At 38.3% G+C, this 261-nt stretch carries 1 protein-coding gene; it reads right to left on the reverse strand.

All coding sequences use genetic code 11. From position 1 onward, the window contains the following. A partial coding sequence (locus tag P6709_RS20045) for a hypothetical protein (RefSeq protein WP_278242655.1) occupies window positions 1-261 on the reverse strand: 261 nt, incomplete at both ends.

The following is a 261-nucleotide window of genomic DNA, read 5'->3' on the forward strand; positions in this document are numbered from 1 at the left end:
AGGGAATATAGTCTTCAGCAGATAAACCCCGGCATTTATTGAAATAATCATCATGCTTGTTGTTCTCGAACTGAATCCGGACTGAAACCAGTTGACGATTATGGAATCTACTACCACTTCTTCATCACGCAGATCTTTTTTAGGGTTAATATGGAACGAAGGATCACATGAACTTTCTTTTGAGGGAAAACAAATTAACGTCACGCCAAAGATTATGAGAATATTCGAAATCATCTTAACCCAGGTGGCACAGTCATGATA

Origin of the sequence: Jeotgalibacillus sp. ET6, assembly GCF_029667115.1 — a bacterium.
GTDB lineage: Bacteria > Bacillota > Bacilli > Bacillales > Jeotgalibacillaceae > Jeotgalibacillus.